The following is an 18,838-nucleotide window of genomic DNA, read 5'->3' on the forward strand; positions in this document are numbered from 1 at the left end:
CCGGTTGACGAGACTTGCCGACATCAGTTCCGACAACCGTCTCGGGAGAGTCATGAACACGGGAAACATCCGCCGGCTGACCATCGGTGCCACCGCACTGCTCGCCGTACCGGCGTTGCTCACGGCAACGGCTCCGATGGCGTCTGCCCACTACAACTACGCGTATCAGGGCAAGGACTTCATCTCCGTGAGCGAGACGCACACCAGTGGCAGCGTCTGCGACCGAGAGGTCGACGGCAATGCCGTGTACGCCATCTGGACGCAGGGTCCCAACCGCAAGCCGGTAGTCGAGTGGGACGGCGGCGACCGTGGGTGCGACACAGCGCAGTTCCCGGTCGGCGCCATCTACATGATGCTGTGCGAGAACACCAACCACGGCACCGGCCCAGACACCTGCACCGACTGGATCCGCGTCTAGTACGCCGAGAGCCCCGCCCCTGACCGACGACTCCGCCGAAGCCCGGGCCTCACAGTTCCGCGGCGGTCTTGGCGCCGTACTCGTCGGTCAGGACGGGGGCCTGGCAAGCCGGTCAGTGACGCTTCCGGCGGTCCGCCTTCGACTGCTGACGCCGCCGCTTCCGCTCGCGCCGAGCCCGATCCTCCTCAGCATGACTAGGAGCGTTGCCGGCCGCTGCCGCGGTCCCCTCCCGAGCCTTGACCCGGGCATTCCGAATCAGAACCACAACCACACAAAGAATCGCCAGCCCAGCAAACATGAACAAGTACCACATCCCGACCCCTCCCGATCCCGGCCGATTCTCTACGGCCTGACCGATACGCGCCTCATCCGCCGCGGGTGACAGCCGGTCCGCGAAGCTGCGTGCCGCGACCCACATAGGGTGAGCGCGACGCGGGAATCACGACGGAGGATCGGCGGCAGTACATGGAGAACGGAACTCGAAGTGAGCTCCTTGGCCGTCTGGCTGCGGCGGTCGGATCCGTTGCGAACGCGCATCCGACGCGGGTTGCCGTGGATGGGCCGCCGGCTGCGGGCAAGACCACGTTGGCTGATGAGCTTGCCCTCGTACTGCGCGCGCAGGGCCGGGACGTCATCCGCGCGACGATCGAGGACTTCCTGACGCCGCGGTCACAACGGTATCGGCGCGGCGAGGACTCCGCCGAGGGCTGCTATCACGACAGCTTCGACTTCGATGCGATGCACAAGGCACTGCTCGATCCGCTCGGCCCAGGTGGAGACCGAAGGTTTCGGCAGGCTGTGTACGACAAGGTCACGGACACTCCGCGGTCCGAGCCGATCGTGACAGCACCCGCTGACGCCGTACTGCTCTTCGACGGCGTCTTCCTGATGCGCCCGGAACTGATCGACCGGTGGGACCTGCGCATCTTCGTCTCCGCCCCGTTCGAGAACACGCTGGACCGTGCCCGGACCCGAGACCAGACCCCGTCCAGATCCGCGACAGAGGTCGAACGCCGCTATCGCAGCCGCTACATCCCGTCCCAGCAGTTCTACTTCGACACGGTCCGCCCGACCGACCAGGCCGACATCGTCGTCCACAACGACGACCCCCACCACCCAGCCTGGGAAGCTCAACCACACTGACCCTTCTTGCACCTTCCGACAGCTCGGCCGGCCCGAAGCGCAGATCTGCGAAGCGCTCTGCTGGAGCACCGTGAATCTGGTCATGATCCGCATCGGCGGCTACGGCACCCTCGAGCACCTCGGCGCGAACGTCGACCGAGGTCAATGAAGGGCTCCGGTAGAGCACCACCGGAGCCCTTCGCGTGCGAGCTATCGACCGAGCGGAATGGCCAGGTCGACAACCTGGAAGTCACGCGGGAACGATCCGAGCCGTGTCGCCTTACCGGTGGTCAGCTCGATGTCGTACAGCCGCATCCGGTCGCCGGTGCTCAGTACTGCGAGCCCGCGGTTGCCGCCGTTCTGCGTGGAGATGTCGAACCCGGCCCACGGACCGGCATCGACCGTCAGCTTGCCGGTCGGCGCGAGCAGTCCGGCGTTCGCGGGCGACTGAATCACGACCTGGTCGAGCATGGTGTCGATGTCGAACAGGGTCGTCGCGGTGTTCGGATCGAGGTCGTTGTTCGTGTACGCCGCCGCCGTTACCCCGGTCGCCGTCGTCGCCGGAGCAGGCGGTACGCCCGGGTACGCCAGCGTGCCGTCGACAGCAGTCACGCCCGCCGCCGGCGCACCAGCGGGATCGTCGATGTTGTGGCGTAGGTTCTGGCCGGTATCACTGATCACGCGCAGCCGGTTCGCCGCCGGGTTGAAGTCGACGCCGAAGTTCTGCCCGGCCAGCGCCACGCTGAGCTGCGACACCTTCGAGGCACGCCCGAAGTACGCCCCAGTGTTGATCGTGTAGATCCCTCCGCGATCGCCAACGCCGTACAACTTCCCGTCCTGAACCCGGAAGTCGATCCCCACCAGCCGCCGATCATCCTTCAACCCCAGCACCCGCGCCGCGCTACGAATCCTGTCAGCCGACCGAAACTTCACCAGCCGCCCCTTGTCAGTCAGCCCGACCACATCAGAACTCTGGGACGGACTCTTGGCTGCCGGACCCGCCACAGTCGTGGCCACGCTGTCGCCGGCCGTCGCCTGCGTCGCACCGCTGAGCGCCAAAGCCGTAGCAGGCAACGCGATCGCCGCCAGCGTCGCGGCGACGATACGAACACGTCGTCGTGGTTGATACATGCCGATTCACCTCTCAGTAGCGGCGCCGTCCACCCCACGCGTCCGGTCGCCGGCAACACCACCGGCGGGCCCAACTCCGGAAGTGTCATCCCCACTTCGCCGCCGCCAACGAACCGGATGTGCGCAACCCCAACCACGTCCGACAAACGCCCGCCCCAGCCGCCTGACCCCACCGCAGTTCTCCGCCTAGCTCAACCGTTCAAGGAGTGCGCACCCCGGCCGTGCAGGGGATGAGAAGGCGCAGGTGAAGGGCAGGTCGGGAGCGCGAAGCGACCTCGACGGGGGAGCGGCCCCCTGCTATACAGGCGGGTCGACTCAACCCATCCGTGGTGGGATCGGTGGGTGTCAGCGGTCGGGGAGGTTGAGGCGTTTCAGGCGTTCGTAGGCGCCGAGGATGTGTTTGTCTATGCCGTCTTGGGCGGCTTGGGGATCGCCTAGGGCGAGAGCGTCTCGTAGTTCTTTGTGTTCGCTGTAGCCGACGTCGAGGAAGTCGGGGAAGCTCGCGTTGCGGGCGCGGAGGAAGACCGTCACTTGGCCGCGGATCGACTCCCAAACGCGTTGCACGCGGGCGTGGTCGCAGTAGGCGTAGATGATGTCGTGGAACTGGAGGTCCAGTCGTACGGCGTCCTCCGGGACGATCTTGGTGTCGACGCTCTTCATCTGCTCCAGGACCGCGTCCATCTCGGCGAATCCCCGACCCTGCATCCGTGTACACGCGCGGCTGACGGCCAGTCTCTCGATGGCGCCGCGGAGGGTGTGCACTTCCTCGACGTCGGTCTTCGTCAAGGTGCTGACGAACGCGCCGCGGTGCCGCCGCAGCTCGACGTGGCCCTCTTCCTCGAGCCGTGCCAGCGCCTGCCGAATCGGCCCGCGGCTGACCTTCAGCGCCTCGGCCAGCTCGGTCTCCTTGAGGTGCTGCCCCGGCTGGAACCTGGCGCCGGTGATCATCTCCCGGAGTACGTCGGTGACCAGGTCACCAAGAGCGCGCTGCGAAGGCAGCGAGGGCACGACGTCGTCGGACATCATGCCGACCACCTCCTCGAAGCAGTTACCGCCAGTATCCGAAGTAGGACGACTCTAACCCCTGTCAGGGCTATCTGTAGATTGTAAACAGTAAGTCATTGACAGTAAATCAATCGCAAGAGCAGACTCGGAACCTCCACTCAGGCACAGGGCCGGCGCCGCAGCCGGCCGACCGTGAGGCAGCCCGACCCCCAGGGCAGAGAGGTCACGACGACGATGACCACCGACACAGCGGTTCACACCGGACGCAAGTCACTCGGCCCGTTTCCGCCGGCCGCTCCCCGGAATCCCGATGCGCCGCACGTCACCACGGCGACGGTCGACGTCGACGCCGCGGAGATCGAGGGTCCGCTGACGCGCATCTGGGAGAGCTTCGGCTACGACGAGTTCAACTGGACGTACACGCCGACCGGCAAGCGGCTGCTGAAGACCTTCACCGACTTCTCCGGCGGCGGGTACTTCGTCCGGCCGCACTACATGTACTGCTCCGGCAGCGGCTTCGGGATCCCGCACTGGAGCAACGGCAACGTGTACCACGAAGACGCCGACGGCAATCCGTACTACGACTTCACCCTGCTGGACCAGGCGTACGACGCGATCGTCGGTGCCGGACACCACCTGCTGGTGGAACTCGGCTTCACCCCGCGCGATCTGCTGCCACCCGAGGCCGCTGAGCTGACCGTCGTACCGAGCCCCACGGCGTACACCAACTACGAGGCGGGGGCTTGGGGGTATCCGCCCAAGGACTACGCCAAGTGGGCGGGTCTGATCAGCGCCACGGTTCGTCACTGCATCGATCGGTATGGCGAGGCGGAGGTGAAGACCTGGCTCTGGGAGCTGTGGAACGAGCCGGACATCAGCTATTGGCGCGGCACTCTCGAGCAGTACAACGAGCTGTACACCGCAACCGTCGAAGCGATCCGGACCGTGCTGCCCGAGGCGAAGGTCGGCGGTCCGGCCGTCACCAGCGGCGGACTGGAGTTCCTGCGGGGCTTCCTCGACTACACGTCGCGCCGTGACGAACCGCTGGACTTCATCGCCTATCACACCAAGGGCTCCCGCTTCCCGACCCGCGACTACCGGCCGTTCGCCGAGCCCGCGGCCGAGCAGCTCAGCCCGTCGTCGACCAAGATGTTGTACGACCTGCGCGAGTTCAACCGGCTGATCGGTTCGTACGAGGCGTACGCCGACCTGCCGGTGATCGTCGACGAGTGCGACGCGGCGGTGCCGGCGCACTTCGGACGCTACGACAACCGCAACTACAGCTTCCAGAACACCGAGTACTACCCGGTCTTCCAGGCGAAGCTGATGAAGAAGATCCTGGACCTGAACGCCACCGAGCCGGCCAAGGTCGCCTACGCCACCTCGTGGAGCTTCTACTTCGAGGCCGAACGCTACTTCGAAGGCACCCGGTCCTTCCTCACCGCGGGCGGTGTCGAAAAGCCGTTCCTCAACGCCTATCGGATGTTGTCGCTGCTCGGTCCCAACCGGCTGCGCACAACCTCGGACGCGGCCTGGCAGGTCGGCGAACTCGAGCACACCGACGGCAGCAGCATGCCCGAGGAGGTCGACGCCCTCGCCTCGCGGGCGGAGGACGGGAGCGTCGCCGTACTGCTCTGGCGGCACATCGATGACCAGTATCAGACCAGCGAGGACCTGACACCGGTGAGCGTGACCGTACGCAACCTGCCGGCTGGGTCCTACCGGTTGCGGCATCTGCGCATCGACGCCGACCACAGCAATTCCTTCACCGTCTGGCAGCAGCTCGGCTCGCCCCAGGACCCAACCGCCGAACAGCTGGCCACGATCACCGGCCGGCAGGGTCTCGAGGAGTTCGAAGCCGAACGCAGCCTCAGGGTGGACGGCGACGTGTCTCTGGACGTCACACTTCCGTTGCCCTCGGCATCGTTGCTGATCCTCGAGCCGAGCAGCTGACGGGCGAGAGGGCTGACGATGGACCAGAATGTGATCACGCTGAACAACGGCGTACGGATTCCCCAGCGCGGCTTCGGCGTCTTCCAGGTCCCGCTGAGCGACACACAACGCGCGGTCGAGCAGGCGATCGAGATCGGCTACCGGCACATCGACACGGCGGCGGCGTACAACAACGAGGCCGGTGTCGGCGCGGCCATGCGGGCGAGCGGGCTGCCTCGCGAGGAGCTGTTCGTCACCACCAAGCTCCGCAACGGCGAGCACGGGTACGAATCGGCGTTGACGGCGTACGACGAAACGCTGCAGCGCCTCGGACTGGACTACGCCGACCTGTATCTCCTGCATTGGCCCAATCCGACGGCCGATCTCTATGTCGACAGCTGGCGTGCCCTGGAGCGGATCCACACCGAGGGGCGCGTACGGGCAATTGGTACGTCGAACTTCCTTGCCGAGCACCTGGACCGATTGGCCAAGGAGGGCGAGGTCGTTCCGGCGGTCAACCAGATCGAGCTCCACCCCACGTACCAGCAGGGCGAACTGACCGAGTTGTGCCGCGAGCGGTCGATCGCGGTCGAGGCGTACTCGCCGCTCGGCCAAGGTGGCGACCTCGATGATCCTGTCCTGGCGTCGATCGCGAGCAATCACGATGTGACGCCGGCCCAGGTCGTACTGCGTTGGCATCTGCACCTCGGGCACATCGTCATCCCGAAGTCCGTCACTCCCGAGCGGATCCGCGCCAACTTCGAACTCGGCGGCTTCGAGCTGACCGACGCCGAGGTCGCGTCCGTCACCGCGCTGGAGAACGGCAACCGGCTCGGCAACGACCCGCGCACGTTCGCGATCAGCCAGATCAGGTAGCCCGACGATGACGAGCAGATCTGTGCAACTCAGCCGGCGGCAGGACCGCCGATCGAGGTCCGCCACGGCGGCCGTCGACCGACCGCGTCACGGCTGGCAGAAGACCACCTGGATCTGGGTCTTCCTGCTGCCGACCGTGGTCCTGTACGGCCTCTACACGATCTACCCGATCATCGCGAGCTACTGGTACTCGCTGGTCGAGTGGAACGGATTCGACTCCGGCCAGAAGTTCGTTGGTCTGAGCAACTACCGCGAGGTCTTCGCCGATCCGCTGTTCTGGAACTCGTTCAAGGTCACGCTGCTCTTCATGCTGCTGGTGGTGCCGGCCCGGGTTCTGCTCACGTTGCTGATGGCAATGATCCTCAACTCGCCGAAGCTGCCGCTGATCGGCGTACTGCGATCGGCGTTCTTCATTCCGGTGGTGACCACGACGGCGATCATCGGCGTGGTGATGCGCTTCGTCCTGGACCCGGCCAGTGGCCCGGTCAGTTCCGTACTGGCCAAGCTCGGCTTCGGCGGCGTCGACTTCCTGGGCGACCAGCACCTGGCGCTGCCGGCCGCGGCTGTCCTGTACATCTGGAAGTTCTTCGGCGTGACGATGATCTACTGGCTTGCGGCGCTGCAGACGATCCCGTACGAGTTGTACGAGGCGGCGCGGATCGACGGCGCAGGCACCTGGCAGCTCTTCCGGCACATCACGCTGCCGATGCTTAAGCCGTTCCTGATCATCATCACCGTGCTGACGATCGAGGAGACGTTCCACAACTTCGATCTGATGTACACGCTGACCGCGGGTGGGCCGTACTTCCACACCGAGATCATCGAGATCTACATCTACCGGTGGGCGTTCGCCGCCCCGATCCCGCAACTGGGGCACGCGTCCGCGGCCGCCGTGGTCTTCGGGCTGCTGGTCGCGATCGTCGGCGCCCTCCAGCTGTGGGCCCTGTACACCGGCCGTCGGCTGAGAGGTGAACAGCGATGACCGCTGAACTGACCGTCGAACGCTCGGACCGGCAACGACGCATTCTGTCTCGACTGCCGTGGTGGATCGCCGCGCTGGTCCTGGTCGGCATCGCGCTGGTCTGGATCTTCCCGTTCCTGTGGATGCTGTCGGCATCGCTGAAGGACAGCATGGAGATGTTCTCCGGCGGCCTGCGGCTGTGGCCGGACAAGTTCGTCTGGGACAACTACGCGCGGGCCTGGAACGACGCGCACTTCGGCCGGTACCTGATCAACACAATCCTGGTCACCGTGATCACGGTCGTGATCGTCACCGTCCGCTGCGCCCTGGCCGGCTACGTCCTGGCCCGCTACCGATTCCGCGGATCGAAGCTCTTCCTGGGGATCCTGGTCGCGACGCTCTTCGTACCCACCGGCTACACGATCATCCCGGTGGTCAAGATCTCGATGCAGTTGCACCTGATCGACTCACTGAGCGGCATGATCCTGGCGCTCAGCGGTGGGGCGTACGTGTCCGCGATCTTGCTGTACTACGGCTATTTCCGGCAGATCCCCCGGGAGCTGGAGGAGGCCGCGCTCGTCGACGGGGCCGGCTTCGTCCGGACGTTCTTCTCGGTGATGCTGCCGCTGGCGATGCCGGTCACGGCGACTGTCGCAGTACTCACCTTCATCGCCACCTGGAACGCCTTCTTCCTGCCCTTGGTGTTCACCTTCAGCCGGCCCGATCTGCGGACGGTGAGCGTGGGCATGCAGGCGTTCGTCGGGGAGACCGCGACCGACTGGTCCGGAATGGCCGCGGCCGGCGTGATCTCGATCGTCCCGGTCGTGGTGCTCTTCATCTTCCTGCAGCGCTACTTCGTCGAGGGAATCTCCGGCGCAGTCAAGTCTTAGCAACACCCGAAGGAGTGGAACGATCATGACCGGAATGACACGTCGCAGTCTGCTCGGCGCATCGGTACTTGCCGTCGCCGGCGCCGCGGTGGGATGCAGCAGCTCGACCGACGAGTCCGGCAGTACGAGTGGCGGCGGCGCCACCGGAACGCTGGCCTGGTGGGATCACTTCAGTTCGTTCAAACGTCTCAACGACGACTGGGCGAAGAACCAGTCGTCGGCGCTGAAGGCCAACGTCGCGCACACCTATTACGACGCGTCCAAAGCACCGCAGGCGTTCCAGTTGGCGCATCAGGCGAACAAGATGCCCGACATCTACTCCAACGTGGTCGGGTTGCCGTTGTCGGCCCTGGTCAGTGGCAAGTGGGTGCACGAGATCACGCTGCCGGCCGACGTCAAGTCGAAGCTGCCCAAGGACGCGTTCACCGAGGGCATCACCCAGTTGGACGGCAAGCTCTACGGGTTCCCGATGTTCAGCCTCCGGCAGAGCTCGACGCTGGTGTGGGTGAACAAGGATCACTGGGGCAAGGCCGGGCTCGACCCGAACAACGTGCCCAAGGACTACCCGGGCTTCAAGGACGCCCTGGGGAAGCTGAAGGGGGCCGGGCTCCAGCCGCTGACGCTGGCGATCGGTGCCGACGGCGGGCGCATCCGCGACCAGATCGACGACATGGCGCAGACGGCCGGCTTCCCCGGCTACCAGGGTCTGCAGTTCACCACCGGTGAGTACGCCTACCACCACGACGCCTACGTCACGGTGATCGAGTTCCTCAAGGAACTGAACGACGCCAAGCTGATCATGCCGGGGTCGAACAACTTCGGAGTCGTCGACGCCCGTACCCGCTTCGCCTCCGGTGCGGTCGGGACCTTCATCGACGGCATCTGGTGTGCTGGTGGATCGAAGGCGCTCGCCCCGCCGATCGTCGACAAACTCGCCTCCGGGTGGGTGCTGGCGCCGACGGCCGACGTGCAGCCCTTCTGCTACCGCGGCCGGCCGTCCTCGGGGTACTTCGTTTCCGCGGACAGCAAGAATCCGGACGCGGCCGGGAAGCTGCTCGCGTCGTTCATGTCCGACGAGTACCAGAACGGGATGATCGAGGCGATGGACCAGCCGCCGCTCAATCTCGACCTGGTCGCGTCGTCGAAGGCGATCGACGCGTACAAGAAGGGCGTCGATTTCTGCAAGGCCAACGTGTTCCTGATGCCGCAGGCGATCGTGAAGAACCCGGCTCAGGCGAAGGTGGATGCGTACCGCAAGCCGGTCACCCCGCACGTCGGCAACATCGTCCAGGGCTACCTGGGCGGATCGATCAGCGACCTCAAGGCCGAGCTGAAGAAGCTGAGCGACGCCACGACCGCCGACCGGGCCCAGGCGCTGCAGAAGGCGAAGGCCGCCGGAGCCAAGGTCTCGGAGGACGACTACGTCTTCACCGACTGGAAGCCCGGACAGGACTACGAGGGAGCCAAATGAGTCTTACTGCAGTCGTCACCGGGGCAGCATCACCGCGGGGCATCGGACGCGCGACGGCCATGGTCCTCGCCGAACAAGGCTGGAACATCGGCATCCTCGACATCGACGTGGAGGGCAGCCGCGCTCTGGCCGATGAGATCACCGAGAAGCACAACGTCACGACCCACGCCGTAGCAGCCGACGTGTCCGACGAAACCCAGGTCCGTACGGCGATCGACGAACTGGAAGCCGCGCTGCCACCACTGGCAGCGCTGGCCAACATCGCCGGCGTCAGCTCACCCGTCCCGTACCTCGAACTGACGTCCGACGAGTGGCACCGCGTCATCAACATCAACCTGAACGGCGTCCACTACGTCACCCGGAGAGTCGCCGAATCCATGGTCCGCCACAACTACGGCCGAATCGTCAGCGTCTCCTCGACGTCGGCCCAACGAGGCGGCGGCACGTACAGCAAAACGCCGTACTCCGTAGCCAAAGCCGGCGTCATCGGCCTCACTCGAGCCCTCGCCCGGGAGCTAGGCCCCCACAACATCACCGTCAACGCCATCGCCCCCGGCCCCATCGACACCGACATCATGGGCGGCCCCCTGACCCCCGACCGCCGAGAAGCCATGATCAACGACCTCCTGGTCAACCGAGTAGGCACCCCGAACGACGTAGCCACGGCCATAGCCTTCCTGACCTCCGAAGCCTCCGGCTACATCTCCGGCCACACCCTCAACGTAGACGGAGGCCTCTACATGCACTGACGTCGGCGTCTGACCTGGTGACTGTCGTCAGCCGCAGCAGCTGGACTGTTGGGTTGGGGTGTCGTCGATGACGGTGAGGAGGCCGCCGCTGATGCCGGTGGCCAGACCGCGACCCGTCGGTGCGGAGAGCTCGACTGCTTGGGGTGCGGGGCCGCAGCAGCCGCCGGCCTCGTTGTCGGTGCCGCCGTAGGCGAGGTTGGAGGAGCACACGCCGGTTTCGGGGAGGTCGAGCTGGACGTTGCGGGCGGCCTCCCAGTCTCCGGCGAGCGCGGCGACTACGGAGCGGGCCTGTTCGTAGCCGGTCGCGAGGAGGAACGTCGGTGCGCGGCCGTAGGACTTCGCGCCGATCGCGTAGTACCCGGGTTCGGGATGCGCGAGCTCGTCGACGCCGTGCGGCGGGACGGTGCCACAGGAGTGCCTGTTCGGGTCGATGAGCGGTGCGAGCGCACGGGTCGATCCCATGATCGGGTCGAGGTCGAGCCGCAGTTCGGAGACGAACTCGTGGTCGGGACGGAATCCGGTGGAGTTCACCACCGTGTCTGCGACCACGTGACGATCGCCGGAGGTCAGTTCGACCCGGCCATCCGGCGTACTGGCGATCGTCTCGGTGCGGAACGCGCTGACGAGTTGGACGTGGCCGGACTGCACCAGCTTCCTCAGCCGGGTCCCGAGCGCGCCGCGGGCGGGGAGTTCGTCGGCTTCGCCGCCGCCATAGGTGCGGGCTTGGTCGGTTCCGCGCACGACCCACACGACCTCGGTGCCGGGGACCTCCTGCGCGAGCTGCCCGAGGTCGAGGAGAGTCGTCGAGGCCGAGTGACCTGCGCCGACGACGGCGGTACGGCGTCCCGCGTAGCGGTCCCGCTCGACGCCGAGCACATCGGGCAACGCGTGGGCGATGCCGTCCGCGCTGTCGGTCTCGCCCCGCGCCGGAATGCCGGAACCACCGAGCACGTTCGGCCTGCTCCAAGTACCGGCTGCGTCGATCACCGCTGAGGCGAGCAGCTCGCTGCCGTCGGACAGACGGATCAGGAACGGCGCAGCCTCGCGACCCGCGGTCCGAATCCGGTCGAAGCCGACCCGGGTCACCGCGGCAACCCGGGAGTTGTAGCGGATGCGGTCGTTGATCTCCGGGGTCTTGGTCAACGGCTCCAGGTAGGCGTCAATGAGGTCGCCGCCGGTCGGCAGGATGCCGAGGTCCGGTTCGGTCCAGCCCGCCTGTTCGAGCAGCCGCCGGGCCGCGGAGTCGATGTCGTAGCGCCACGGGCTGAACAGCTTGACGTGCCGCCATTCCTCGATCGCCGCTGCGGCACTCGATCCCGCTTCCAGTACGACGAAGTCCAGCCCGCGCTCGGCCAGATGCGCGGCCGCGGCCAGCCCGATCGGACCTGCCCCGATGACGACGACCGGCGCCGCTGTCTGCTCGCTCACGATCCCACTCCCTGTCTAGAAGATCATCTAATCAGCCATGCCCACCTTGCCTCGTGATTAGACAAGAGTCAAGATAGATATATGTCGAAACAGGAGATCGTGCTGATGCCGGTGTCGAGCAGTGGTTGCTGTGCGCCGATCTCCGACGCCGCACTCGATGCGGCCGGTGCGGCCGAGGGGGCGACGGTGTTCAAGGCGCTGGCCGACCCGATCCGGCTGCGACTGCTGTCGATGATCACGTCGGCGGGAGACGAGATCTGCGTCTGTGACCTGACGCCCCAGTTCGACGTCAGCGGCCCGACGATCTCGCATCACCTGAAGGTGCTCCGCGAGGCCGGTCTGGTCGACTGCGAGCGCCGCGGAACCTGGGTCTACTACTGGCCGGTGCCTGAACGACTGCAGTGGATCTCGTCCCTCCTCGCCGTCCCCGAGCCCATCCCGGCCCGCTGAGCATCCTCGTGAGCAAACCCGCCGTACTGTTCGTCTGCGTCCACAACGCCGGCCGCTCCCAGATGGCCGCCGGGTGGCTACGTCACCTTGCCGGAGACAGCGTCGACATCCGCTCCGCTGGATCCGAACCCGCCGACCAGATCAACCCCGTCGCCGTCGAAGCGATGCGTGAAGTCGGCATCGACATCACCGGCAACACACCCCAACTCCTCGATACCGAAGACGTCCGAGCCAGCGATGTCGTCATCACGATGGGCTGCGGCGACACCTGCCCGATCTATCCGGGAAAACGCTACGAAGACTGGGACCTCACCGACCCCGCCGGCCAACCCGTCGACGTCGTACGCCAGGTCCGCGATGACATCCGCGGCCGTGTCGAGAACCTCATCACGCTGATCACGCGACCCAGTTAGTGGGCGAGTTCGCGGCGTACCAGGTCGCCCATGCGATGGAGGCCGTCGACGAGGCGCTCGTCGGCGATGCCGGAGAAGCTGAGGCGAGCGTGGTTGGGTTCCTGCTGGGTCGGGAAGAAGGTGGTGCCGGGGACATAGGCGACCTTGGCGTGAGGGAGCAGCGTTTGTCGCATGAAGTCCGCGGTGTCGAAGGTGTCGGGGAACGTGAGCCAGGTGAACAGACCGCCGTCGGGTCGGGTGAAGCGGACCTCCGGCGGCATGACCTCGTCGAGTGTCTTCAGGGCAAGATCGCGCTTGTGCCGGTAGACCGCGCAGGCGTCGGCGATGTGGCTGTCGATGTCGTACTGGCCGAGGTACGTCGCCGTCGCCGCCATGTTGAGTGTGCTGCTCTGGGTATCGGCGGCGAGCTTGAGCAGGCCGAGCTTCTCGAGTACGTCGGGTGCTGCCACCGCCCAGCCGAGTCGTACTCCGGGAGCAAGGATCTTGGAGAAGCTTCCGACATGAACGACGCGGCCCTCGGTGTCCAGGCTCTTCAGCGTCGGGATGTGGGTGCCCTCGTAGCGGAGGTCGCGGTACGGAGTGTCTTCCAGCACCAGGAGTTCATGGCGGTTGGCCAGCTCGATCAGGCGCCGGCGACGGTCCAGGCTGAGCGTGACACCGGTCGGGTTCTGAAAGTCGGGCACGGTGTAGAGGAGCCTTGCTCCCGGGTGGCGAGCGAGTGTTTCCTCGAGATGGTCCATGTCCATCCCGTCCTCGTCGATGCGTACGGGCGCGTAGCGCGGTTCGTACGGCGCGAAGGCGATGAGTGCGCCGAGGAACGTGGGATTCTCGGTGACGACGGTGTCGCCGGCGTTGAGGACGAGTTTGGCCGTGAGGTCGAGGCCTTGCTGGCCGCCTTGGATGACGAGTACGTCGTCGGCGCCGCAGGTGGTGCCGCCACGGGTGAGCCGGTCAGCGATGCGTGCGCGCAGTTCCGGCAGCCCGCGGGACTCCGTGTACTGCAGGGTCCTGGCGTTCGCGGTGGTGAGGAGCTCGTGGAAGATCTCGCTCAATTCGTTCATCGGGAACAACGCTGGGTCGGGGTACCCGCCGCCGAAGGAGATGAGGTCCGGGTCGTCACCGAGCCGCAGGAGTTCGCGGATGGCGGACGGCCGGATGCCGCTCATCCGGTTCGCGTAGGGGATGGCCACGATCGCCTCCTGTCAGTCATGTCGAGTATCGCGGACAGGATGGCGTCAGTGTCGAGACCGTCCGGGCGTTGAACGGAGGCCGCGTTCAGAAGGTGGCGATCGGGTTGACGGGGCTGCCCGACGTACCGGCGAAGCGGACCGGCGCGACCGCGAGCTGGAAGTCCCACTGGCCGAGCTCGGCAGCCGTCGTCGCACACTCCTCCAGGTCGCAGTTGTCGAGCATCCACAGACCCATCGCGACGAGGCTCACGGCGTGCACCGGCATCAGTACGTCGTCGTACCCCGACGGCTGAACGTCCTGGGGCGTGTCAGCGCCGATCAGCGCGACCTCCCGTTCATGCAGCCACGGTAGGCAGGACGCATGCCAGCCGGCCTGCGTGATACCGCCGGCCGCACCGGCCTCGTGGCGAGCGCGGCCATAGCCGGTCCGCAGCAGCACCGCGTCGCCGGATTGCACCTGCACACCCTGGCGACGCTCGGCCTCCTCGAGATCGTCGGGAAACACACCCTCACCCGGCTCCAGCCACGGCACATCGCGGACCGCCGCAACGTCCAGCAGGACTCCCCGCGTGACAATCCCGTTCGCCGCCGCCGTGACGGCCGCCCACCCCGATCCCGCCGCGGCATCGACCAGCGAATGCGACCGCCCGTTGTACATCATGCCGTCCCAGAAAATATGGCACGGCGAATCCAGGTGAGTGATCGTGTTCCCGTGAAACATGATCCCGAGCCGCTCGTTCGAAAACCCCCACCGCCGATCCTTGTGAAACGCGGCCGGCATATGCTCCGCCCCCGGCATCTCCGCCGCACACGGACAAGCCGTAGTCGCCCGCTCCATCTCCTCCGGAACGCCAACCTCCCACCCACACGACACACTCCGCCCATGCCGCACCGCCCTCACACCCGCCAGCCGAACCGCATCAGTGACGAAGTTCAAAGTCCCAAGCTCGTCGTTCTCCCCCCACCGCCCCCAATTAGACAACCCCCTGAAATACCCCAACACCTCATCCTGCCCAGGCACCCCACGCCCCGCCATCACCACACCACCGCCTCCTCCACCACACACTCCAACGCACCAACCCCACCCAACCTGCCACAACACCAGCCCACCGCCCCACCACCCCAGCCGGCACGCGAGGGCGCACCTGCACCACCAACACCCGCGGATCCGGCAATGCCGCGCCGCCGCTGGCGATCCCCCCACACGCGATCCAACCGCTGACAGTCCTGACGGCATTGGATCTCGAGAACTCTGAGCGACGATCTCGTCGTATTGTGAGACTTGGGGGTAGGGCAGATGGTGGACACGGCCTTTGTGACAGCACCGGACGGAAGAAGCATTGCGTACGCGGAATGGGGTGTGCGTGATGGGTGGCCATTGTTCGTGTTGCACGGCTGCCCCGGCAGTCGGTACTTGCGGCACATCGGCGGTGTCTACGAGCGGCATCGAGTTCGCGTGATCACCTATGACCTGCCCGGATACGGACTATCGACGCGTCGTCCGGGCCATCGGGTCGTAGACGCCGCCGAGGACGTCGCGCTGATCGCGGACGAGCTCGGGATCGACGAGTTCGCCGTACTCGGAATCTCGGCGGGCGGCCCGCGGGCGCTCGCCGTGGCCGCCCGGCTGCCTGAGCGAGTCACGCGATGTGTAACCGAACTCAGCCCCGCCGAGTACGCCGCGTCCGACCTGGATTTCTTCGCCGGTATGCCCGACGCCGAGGTGGGCGAATGGGAGCGGCCCGCAGCCCACGACGCGGCCTGGCTCGCCGAACATGACTTTCGCGATCTGGCTGCGTGGCTCGACGGGCCTGACCCGGTGCCCGAGCTGTCCGGGGAGCTGCACGACATGCTCCTGCAGGCGCTTCGAGAGGGCGTCGTCAACGGGCCGGGTGGCTACATCGACGACCTCATCTCGCTGTCGGCCCCCTGGGGCTTCACGCTCGACGAGGTGAAAGCTCCGACCAGAGTGATGGCCGGAACCGAAGACGAAGGCATTCCCCGCCAGCACACCGAATGGCTCGTCGCGGGGATTCCTGACGCCGAGCCGATCTGGTCGCCAGGCGGCCACATCGCGGACCACTCGGGGGCCGAAGAGCGCTTGATCGGTTGGCTTGCGGGCGCACGTTCTTGATCGCTCACATTCGGCGGTGGTCTCGAGGGTGAGCGGCGGGCTGGAAGGGGCTAGCTCGGTCGGTTCGCCGGTGTCGGTCAAGCGAAGGAAGCGCGTGGCTGCGGCGAGGACTGCCACGCGGCCGGCGGGGGAGGAAGTCTCCGAGTGCGAACGCGTCAGCCCGGGCGGACGCATCCCGCGACGGCCGGACGGCATCGTGGGCGGGCTCGTGGTGCGGGTCGTGGTGCGAAGTGGTGTCAACTCAGCGTGGTTCGCGAGGTGTGGTGCGAGTGCTACCGCAACTAAAGTCGCGGTAGAGGCGAGATGAGGTGCTGTCGTTCCTCCTCGTAAAGACAAGGTCGTCAGTTCAAGCTCGACGTGTGACCAGCCGGCAGACTGGAGCGAAAGGATCCGATGGACGTGCGTGCAGCGGATGTCGACATTCCGTTCATATCGCTCTCGGATGGCGTGGTCACTCTTCGACCTTGGTCGAGAGATGACGCCGGGTTCATGGCGGAAGCATTCGCCGATCCAGCGATCCGGCGCTACAACGGGGCCCATGACCGACTCGGACGACCGGCTCCGCCAATGTCGATCGAGGACGCTGCAGCGATCATCGACGAGTTCGCGTCGAGCTGGCGGGCGCTCGTCGCGGCGGAGCCACCAACTGGTGTTGCATTCGCGATCACGGACGCGGCCTCTGGTGGCCTGGTCGGCTGCTGCGGCGTCGATGACTGGTCGAATGCAGACGTAGCGCAGTTCGGCTACTGGATCGGGCCGAGCGCGCGAGGACGCGGGTACGCCACTCGGGCGGTGGTTCTGCTCACACGGTGGTTGTTCGAACTCGGCGCAGCTCGCGCCTTCCTGACGGTCGAGGCTGACAATGAAGCGTCCGCTGCGGTGGCCCGCCGAGCGGGGTTCGTGCACGAGGGAACGATGCGCGCACACAGCGTGTGGCAGGGCGAGCGCATCGACGTGATGTGGTTCGCGGCGCTGCCGCTCGAATGGCCGATGCGCGAGCCGGACGAACCAGCGTGATGTGCAACGCGATCGCAGCCGGTCTGTCGAGTCCTTCGGGCGAGGGCAACGAGTCGGTGATGTACGCCATGGCCCGAAGGCACTGCCTGACCCCGGCGACCTGCACCGGCGAGCGACGATGAGCACCTGGTCGACGACCTCCGGAGCGCAGACATAGGCGGCTTGCGCCACCTTCGTCCGGCCGCCGGCTTCCTCGCCGACTGCCATCAGGCCGCGGCATTCGGCTTCCAGGCGCGTTGGCTGCCTGCTTGTCTGACTCCGCCAACCATGAGGCGTACATCCGAAGTGTGATTGTGCCGCCGTGACCGAGTCGGCCGGCCACAGTACGAATGTCTACGCCAGAGCTGATCAGCTCCGTGCTGAGTAGTGGCGCAGTCTTTGGAGATGGCTCCTGATGCCTAGGTCCGCGCACATCTTCGCGTACCGGTGGCTGACGATGCGGTTCCCTTCATCCGTCGTCGGCGGTTGCGGGTGCGGTTGTGCTTGATCTCGGACGTGAGCTTGCCTCCGCCTGTCTGGGATCGGAGCTCATTCTGGAGGACGTCGACGGGTGGACTCGGCGGCGCGTCAGTGAGGCTGGAACCCGACGAGATGGTCGCTGGGCAGCGTCAGGCGGTCGTCATGTGGACAGCTTGTCCAGAGGATCGGCGCCGGCGCGCGGCGGACAGGTGTCTTCAAGGGGGCGTCGGCGGGGTAGTCGGTCGCGCGCGGCAGCGCGCAAGGGAGGTATGGGTGGGTGGGAGCGGCGTAGCGGGCTCGACGAGGAGCGGAGCGACGAGGAGGGGCTGCGTAGCACGCGTGGGGTAGACCCCCAGTACGTGCTACGAAGCAGGCCTAAAGAGCCGGTGAGGGGACTCGAACCCCTAACCACCGCTTTCTACGCACTCACCCGCCGTTGGTGTTCGTTGATGCTCAGATCTCTTACTGGCTTGGGGTTCTGGCATATTGAGCATCGGGCAGGCTGGCGTCGTTGGGCATCGTCTCGCCTTGAAAACCATGGGCTAAACCATGGGGCCCCTCGGCGCCCGTACAACTGTTCCGAGTCCGCCTGCTGGCAGCTCATAGTGAAACCTGGTTTCTTTCACGGGCGGCTGCCTCGGGTGTCCAGTCAGCCAGCGGCGAACTTCCCCACCGTATGTCTTCAACCGACCCGTCCGCCGCCGAGATTCCACTCGACGCGGTCCACGACTATCAAATCCGTCGGCTTGAAATCTCGCGCGTTGCGCAACTCCCAGCTGTGAGCCCCACCTTGGCTGTGGCCCCCGACGATCTCTTCACTTCGACCCGTCGACATTCCCGTTCTTGGCGGCGAGCGGACCAGACCGCCTGGGACACGGTTGTTACCTGCAATACTCGGTGAAACCAGGTGAATCGCGGTCTCATTCGGTAGTGTTGGGGGCGCCTTCGCTCGGTACCACTAGTCGGCTGGAGGTTCATCTGGTGTCTGACCCCTGGCTGTCTGCTGACGACATCGCGACCCACCTTGGCGTCACGAAGGACACGGTCTACGCCTGGATCGCCGAGAAGGCGATGCCTGCCCACAAGGTTGGTCGGCTGTGGAAGTTCCAAGCCAGCGAGGTCGACGAGTGGGTTCGGAGTGGTAGCCCTGCCGCCTCGGCCGAGGACAAAAGCCCGGGTGCCACCATGTGAC

General features: G+C 66.1%; 18 protein-coding genes. 13 read left to right on the plus strand and 5 right to left on the minus strand.

All coding sequences use genetic code 11. The features are described from left to right. Positions 1 to 52 precede the first annotated feature (52 nt). Together E0H75_RS37705 and E0H75_RS37710 are read left to right on the plus strand one after the other, a co-directional pair. The gene (locus tag E0H75_RS37705; protein ID WP_131518498.1) at positions 53 to 418 is read left to right on the plus strand and encodes a hypothetical protein; all 366 of its coding nucleotides are present in this window, start codon (positions 53 to 55) and stop codon (positions 416 to 418) included. Between the two features lie 465 nt (positions 419 to 883). After that, the gene (locus E0H75_RS37710) at positions 884 to 1,561 is read left to right on the plus strand and encodes a cytidylate kinase family protein (protein WP_131518499.1); all 678 of its coding nucleotides are present in this window, start codon (positions 884 to 886) and stop codon (positions 1,559 to 1,561) included. Positions 1,562 to 1,750: 189 nt separating this feature from the next. Here the strand turns inward: E0H75_RS37710 and E0H75_RS37715 are convergent, their stop codons facing one another. Continuing rightward, on the minus strand, positions 1,751 to 2,671 hold the full coding sequence (locus E0H75_RS37715; RefSeq protein WP_131518500.1) for a DUF4394 domain-containing protein: 921 nt from the start codon (positions 2,669 to 2,671) through the stop codon (positions 1,751 to 1,753). 345 nt (positions 2,672 to 3,016) lie between these two features. Further along, complete coding sequence (locus tag E0H75_RS37720; protein WP_202873371.1) at positions 3,017 to 3,697, minus strand: GntR family transcriptional regulator; 681 nt, start codon at positions 3,695 to 3,697, stop codon at positions 3,017 to 3,019. A 213-nt stretch (positions 3,698 to 3,910) separates the two neighbouring features. On the opposite strand from E0H75_RS37720, the gene E0H75_RS37725 reads away from it, so the two are divergent. The 6 genes from E0H75_RS37725 to E0H75_RS37750 are packed head-to-tail and all read left to right on the plus strand — an operon-like array spanning position 3,911 to position 10,555. Further along, on the plus strand, positions 3,911 to 5,629 hold the full coding sequence (locus E0H75_RS37725) for a GH39 family glycosyl hydrolase (RefSeq protein WP_131518501.1): 1,719 nt from the start codon (positions 3,911 to 3,913) through the stop codon (positions 5,627 to 5,629). A gap of 18 nt (positions 5,630 to 5,647) precedes the next feature. Further along, the gene (locus E0H75_RS37730; RefSeq protein ID WP_131518502.1) at positions 5,648 to 6,484 is read left to right on the plus strand and encodes an aldo/keto reductase; all 837 of its coding nucleotides are present in this window, start codon (positions 5,648 to 5,650) and stop codon (positions 6,482 to 6,484) included. Between the two features lie 7 nt (positions 6,485 to 6,491). Then, positions 6,492 to 7,466 (plus strand): carbohydrate ABC transporter permease, encoded by a 975-nt coding sequence (locus tag E0H75_RS37735; protein ID WP_131518503.1) that lies wholly within the window; start codon positions 6,492 to 6,494, stop codon positions 7,464 to 7,466. Beyond that, on the plus strand, positions 7,463 to 8,335 hold the full coding sequence (locus E0H75_RS37740) for a carbohydrate ABC transporter permease (RefSeq protein ID WP_131518504.1): 873 nt from the start codon (positions 7,463 to 7,465) through the stop codon (positions 8,333 to 8,335). The genes E0H75_RS37735 and E0H75_RS37740 overlap by 4 nt, the downstream gene beginning before the upstream one ends. 25 nt (positions 8,336 to 8,360) lie before the next feature. Beyond that, positions 8,361 to 9,806, plus strand: coding sequence for an ABC transporter substrate-binding protein (locus E0H75_RS37745; protein WP_131518505.1), 1,446 nt, complete (start codon positions 8,361 to 8,363; stop codon positions 9,804 to 9,806). After that, positions 9,803 to 10,555 carry an SDR family NAD(P)-dependent oxidoreductase gene (locus E0H75_RS37750; RefSeq protein WP_131518506.1) on the plus strand — a complete coding sequence of 251 codons (753 nt, stop codon included), beginning with the start codon at positions 9,803 to 9,805 and terminating at the stop codon, positions 10,553 to 10,555. Before E0H75_RS37745 ends, E0H75_RS37750 begins: the two co-directional genes overlap by 4 nt. Before the next feature lie 27 nt (positions 10,556 to 10,582). On the opposite strand, the gene E0H75_RS37755 is transcribed toward E0H75_RS37750, so the two are convergent. Then, on the minus strand, positions 10,583 to 11,983 hold the full coding sequence (locus E0H75_RS37755; protein ID WP_131518507.1) for an FAD-dependent oxidoreductase: 1,401 nt from the start codon (positions 11,981 to 11,983) through the stop codon (positions 10,583 to 10,585). A gap of 81 nt (positions 11,984 to 12,064) precedes the next feature. Here E0H75_RS37755 and E0H75_RS37760 point away from each other — a divergent pair, with 81 nt between their 5' ends. Together E0H75_RS37760 and E0H75_RS37765 are read left to right on the plus strand one after the other, a co-directional pair. Beyond that, positions 12,065 to 12,433, plus strand: coding sequence for an ArsR/SmtB family transcription factor (locus E0H75_RS37760; protein WP_131518508.1), 369 nt, complete (start codon positions 12,065 to 12,067; stop codon positions 12,431 to 12,433). 8 nt (positions 12,434 to 12,441) lie between these two features. Further along, positions 12,442 to 12,846 (plus strand): arsenate reductase ArsC, encoded by a 405-nt coding sequence (locus tag E0H75_RS37765; RefSeq protein WP_420323315.1) that lies wholly within the window; start codon positions 12,442 to 12,444, stop codon positions 12,844 to 12,846. Here E0H75_RS37765 and E0H75_RS37770 read toward each other — a convergent pair. Together E0H75_RS37770 and E0H75_RS45150 are read right to left on the minus strand one after the other, a co-directional pair. Next, the gene (locus tag E0H75_RS37770; protein ID WP_238163514.1) at positions 12,843 to 14,036 is read right to left on the minus strand and encodes an aminotransferase-like domain-containing protein; all 1,194 of its coding nucleotides are present in this window, start codon (positions 14,034 to 14,036) and stop codon (positions 12,843 to 12,845) included. The genes E0H75_RS37765 and E0H75_RS37770 overlap by 4 nt on opposite strands. Positions 14,037 to 14,121: 85 nt before the next feature. Next, complete coding sequence (locus E0H75_RS45150; protein WP_238163515.1) at positions 14,122 to 14,757, minus strand: cyclase family protein; 636 nt, start codon at positions 14,755 to 14,757, stop codon at positions 14,122 to 14,124. 576 nt (positions 14,758 to 15,333) lie between these two features. Here E0H75_RS45150 and E0H75_RS37780 point away from each other — a divergent pair. The 3 genes from E0H75_RS37780 to E0H75_RS37790 all read left to right on the plus strand — a co-directional run bounded on the left by E0H75_RS37780 (position 15,334) and on the right by E0H75_RS37790 (position 18,837). Beyond that, entirely contained in the window at positions 15,334 to 16,170 is an 837-nt protein-coding gene (locus E0H75_RS37780) for an alpha/beta fold hydrolase (RefSeq protein ID WP_131518509.1), read from the plus strand. A gap of 393 nt (positions 16,171 to 16,563) precedes the next feature. Next, complete coding sequence (locus tag E0H75_RS37785; RefSeq protein ID WP_131518510.1) at positions 16,564 to 17,187, plus strand: GNAT family N-acetyltransferase; 624 nt, start codon at positions 16,564 to 16,566, stop codon at positions 17,185 to 17,187. A gap of 1,440 nt (positions 17,188 to 18,627) precedes the next feature. Further along, a complete protein-coding gene (locus tag E0H75_RS37790) occupies positions 18,628 to 18,837 on the plus strand; it encodes a helix-turn-helix domain-containing protein (protein ID WP_131518511.1) in 210 nt (69 codons plus the stop codon). Position 18,838 lies beyond the last annotated feature (1 nt).

Origin of the sequence: Kribbella capetownensis (assembly GCF_004331485.1) — a bacterium.
Lineage (GTDB): Bacteria > Actinomycetota > Actinomycetes > Propionibacteriales > Kribbellaceae > Kribbella > Kribbella capetownensis.